The organism is Mesorhizobium sp. P2_E10, from assembly GCF_056404235.1.
This window is the reverse complement of record NZ_JBFUEK010000043.1, coordinates 1-4227: the sequence shown is the minus strand read 5'-3', so window position 1 is coordinate 4227 and position 4227 is coordinate 1. Positions and strand designations below refer to the sequence as shown.

The 4227-nt window shown below is 59.2% G+C and carries 2 protein-coding genes; both read left to right on the top strand.

Going from position 1 to position 4227, the window contains the following annotated elements:
• Window positions 1-994 precede the first annotated feature (994 nt).
• Entirely contained in the window at window positions 995-2389 is a 1395-nt protein-coding gene (locus tag AC1D0N_RS31775) for an MmgE/PrpD family protein (RefSeq protein WP_477250567.1), read from the top strand.
• A 55-nt stretch (window positions 2390-2444) separates the two neighbouring features.
• Entirely contained in the window at window positions 2445-4013 is a 1569-nt protein-coding gene (locus AC1D0N_RS31770; RefSeq protein ID WP_477250566.1) for an ABC transporter substrate-binding protein, read from the top strand.
• The last annotated feature ends 214 nt before the right edge of the window (window positions 4014-4227 follow it).

Below are 4227 nucleotides of genomic sequence, written 5' to 3'. Positions count from 1 at the left end.
GGTACAAGCTCGCGGATCGTTGGTGGTTCGCCTAATCTTGACAAAGACACGGTTGTCCGTGCGGCTAACGACGTACGCTTTGGAACGACCGGGCTGGCTAATTGGCAACAAACTCTCTGGCCTTGCCCGTTGCTCGGGCGAGGCTAGGTTCGTCGACCACGGCATGTGACCTTGGCTCGGCCCTCGCATGCCCATCCCAACCATTGCCGCCGGCAAAGACCTCGAAACGATGGCCTCGTGCGTTTGATGCGGTTCGCTGCGGGTGGTTGCCACGGTTTCGGCCAACTATCCGGCGAGCCTTTCCTTCCCCCGGCTGCTGGCGTCACTAAATCGCGGCCAATGCTAACAGCGCTGCCCTGCCATGAGATCGAGCGCCCAGGCCGACGCGTAGGCGGCCTTCATCCGTTGCCAACAATTCGGTCCGCGCAAGGGTGAAGCTTGCTGGGCCGCTCCAGACCCTTGGACCGAAGGACCTTCGATCGGAGGCCATTTGGTTGCGAATGGTCTTCCGGGACAGTGCGGTCCTATGGCGAAATCTTCCGGATCCATGAATGCTCTCTCAATGCGAACGCTCAGAGAACCCGGCGCACGAAATGCTTTAGAACAGCAACCGTCAGCCTGAAGCTTCCAACCACATCTCTGACGCCCCTTCGTCATCTCACTGTTGGACAGGTGGAATGGGTATCGCTCGAAACCGACAATGTCAAAACGTCGGTCGGAACAGGGCCTATATCAATAGTGCCGCTCCTATCGGAGGATGCCTTGTCTTAAAAGCGATCTAATCCCAGCATGGGATCGCCGGCGGCCTCGGCTACTGTGGCCATCGACTCCTTTGCAGCTGGATCCTTTGTCGTTGGCGAAGCTGTGACGACGCCTCTGAAAAAAAATCTCAGCCAACCAATTCAATTCAATTGCGAGGTCTGCCGATGGATTCTTATCCTGACGTCAATCCCTCGGCGCCTGCCGCTTCCGAGGCAGCTGTGGAGGTATCCGCGTGGGGCACTTTGCCGAGTTCGCTGTCGCGTTGAACTATTACGATATTCCGGAGGATGTCCGGACCGTACTGCGACGCAGTTTTGCCGACACAATAGGTGTGGCCACAGTGGGGTCAACGACAGAGATTGCGCAGATCACCAAGGATGTCGCTGACCGTTTGTGGCGCGCCGCTCCGCAGTCAGGGGCGGCTCGCCTGCTGTTCGACGGCCGTCCGGTGAGCCCAGCAGGCGCAGYGTTCGCCGGAGCATTTACGGTTGATTCAATCGACGGTCACGATGGGTCGAGCCCATGCAAGGGGCACGCCGGATCGGCTGTTTTTCCGTCGCTTCTTGCAGTTGCGGATTCGCTCCAAGCCGGTGGCCAGTCGGTTACAGGAAGCGACCTGATGACTGCACTCGCCACGGCTTACGAGATTTCCTATCGGGCTGGCCTTGCACTGCACGGTACCGCTTCGGACTATCATACCTCAGGCGCGTGGACCGCTATCGGCGTCGCAGTGGGCGCGGGGCGCTTGCTGAAGCTGGATGTCGACCGAATCCGTCACGCTGCCGGAATTGCTGAATACCATGGTCCGCGGAGCCAGATGATGCGCTGCATCGACCATCCGACGATGCTGAGGGATGGCGTGGGGTGGGGGGCGCCCTCTGGCGTTATGGCGGCCTACTTGGCGGAGCTGGGATTTACCGGCGCACCAGCTGTGACCATAGAAGGGGACGCAGTTGATGCCTGGTGGAGTGACCTCGGCAAGTCATGGCGGATTGTCGAAGACACCCACTACAAGCTGTACCCGGTCTGTCGCTGGGCTCATCCAGCGATCGATGCAGTGCAAGAACTAATGGTCGCGCACGGCGTTCGTAGCCAGGATGTCGTAAAGGTGCGTATCAATACCTTCCACTATGCCGTCCGCCTGGCTGGCCATAATCCTTCAACGCTCGATGAAATGACCTACTCGATCGTCTTTCCGGTCGCGATCATGATTGCGCGCGGGAAAATCGGGCCCGAGGAACTTGCGCCCGCAATCCTTGAGGATGTGGAAATCAACCGTATTGCGCAGGCGACCGAGCTGGTCGAGACGGAGCACTATACGCGGATCAGTGTCGGGAAGAGGTGGGCCGATGTCGTCCTGCATCTGAAGGATGGCCGTACTCTCCAGTCGGCACCGCGCAGCCCGAAGGGTGATACCGACAACCCCCTGACGGACAACGAGCTCAGGGGCAAGTATGACACCTTCACCGCCGGCTTACTCACGAGTGACCGGGCGGAGGAACTTCATCGGCAGGCGTTGACCTTCGACTCACTGGACTCACGCGGTCTCACGAAACTACTTGACCAGTTGACCAACCCTCTGGACTGCGACGCGTCCCGCTTCGCAAAGAGAAGGTTTGCCAGCTGAGCCTTCCGCTACGCAGCCGTGCAAGATTACGTCCTCTAATTTAGGAAAAACTGATATGGAGTCGCATTCACCGTTTAGGCCTGCAGGACCAAATCGCCGTGATGTGCTTGCCGGCGCTGCCGCAACGGCTGCCGGGCTCTTTTTGCCCGCCAGATTGGCGCGGGCACAAGAGCCAAAACCCGGTGGGCGACTTCGTCTGGCCGTTTCCGGCGGATCCTCGACCGATTCCCTGGATCCGACTGCGATCACGGGTGCGATGGTTGGCGCGCTGATTGGTCAGGCTCGCAACGGATTGCTGGAAATCGATGGCTCGGGACAGCTTCAGCCGGAACTAGCCGAGTCTTGGGAGGCGGTGCRGCCTGCTGCCGATCGGTGGCGCCTCAAACTGCGCAAAGGGGTCGAGTTTCACAGCGGCAAGACACTGGACGCCGACGATATTATCTACTCGTTCGGCTTGCACCTACGCAAAGGCTCGCCGTCTGCGCTCAATTCTGTGCTAAGTGGCATTTCGGAGATCGCGAAAGACGGTCAGGACGCCGTCATCATCACTCTTTCTTCGGGCAACGCCGATTTCCCGGTCCTGCTGTCCGATCCTCGCCTGCAGATAGTCCAGAATGGCGATACCGACTTCGACAAGGGTAACGGAACGGGCGGCTACATCCTGCAGGAGTGGCGGCATGGCGTCCGGTCGATTGCGAAGCGCAATCCCAATTATTGGAAGGCAGGCCACGGCAATTTTGACGAGGTCGAAACCCTGGTGATTGAGGACATCAATGCCCGCACTTCGGCCCTTCGGACCGGGGACATTGACGTAATGAACGCGGTCGACCGCTCCACGGCCGGATTGCTGGSCGSAGTTGRTGGCATCGAACTGGTGGTCCAGAATGGCTACWWGCACTACACGCTGCCGATGCGCTGTGATACGGCGCCCTTCAAGGACAACGATGTTCGCGAGGCGATCAAATACGCAATGGATCGTCAGCTTCTGCTGGACCGAGTTCTTTATGGGTTCGGCTATCTGGGCAACGACCACCCTGTTCCGAACAGCCTTCACGACTTTGCCACCCCAGCGGAACTGCCACAACGCGCTTACGATCCTGACAAGGCGAAATTCCATCTCAAGAAAGCCGGTCTCGGCAGCCTGAAGGTTCAGCTCAACACCTCCGAAGGAGCTTTTACAGGCGCCGTGGATGCGGCCGTTCTCGTCCAGGAAAGTGCGCGCGCCGCGGGCATCGAGATCGAAGTCGTACGTCAACCAAGCGATGGCTACTGGAGCAATGTCTGGCGTGTCAAACCTTGGGTCATGTCCTACTGGAGCGGACGACCCACCGCCGACTGGATTTTTACCGAAGGCTACTACAGTGCCGCATCCTACAATGACGCCTTCTGGGCCAATGAGCGGTTCGACAAGCTTTTGCTGGAAGCACGTGCTGAGCTGGACCAGACGAAACGCCGAGACATGTATGTGGAGATGCAGCGAATCGTGAGCGGGAACGGGGGCCAGTGCATCCCGGTGTTTGCGGCCGACATACTGGCCAAGAGCGACAAGCTTGCGCACGGTCCTGTCGCCGTGAACTGGGACATGGACGGGTACAAGCTCGCGGATCGTTGGTGGTTCGCCTAATCTTGACAAAGACACGGTTGTCCGTGCGGCTAACGACGTACGCTTTGGAACGACCGGGCTGGCTAATTGGCAACAAACTCTCTGGCCTTGCCCGTTGCTCGGGCGAGGCTAGGTTCGTCGACCACGGCATGTGACCTTGGCTCGGCCCTCGCATGCCCATCCCACGGCATGTGACCTTGGCTCGGCCCTCGCATGCCCATCCCAACCATTGCCG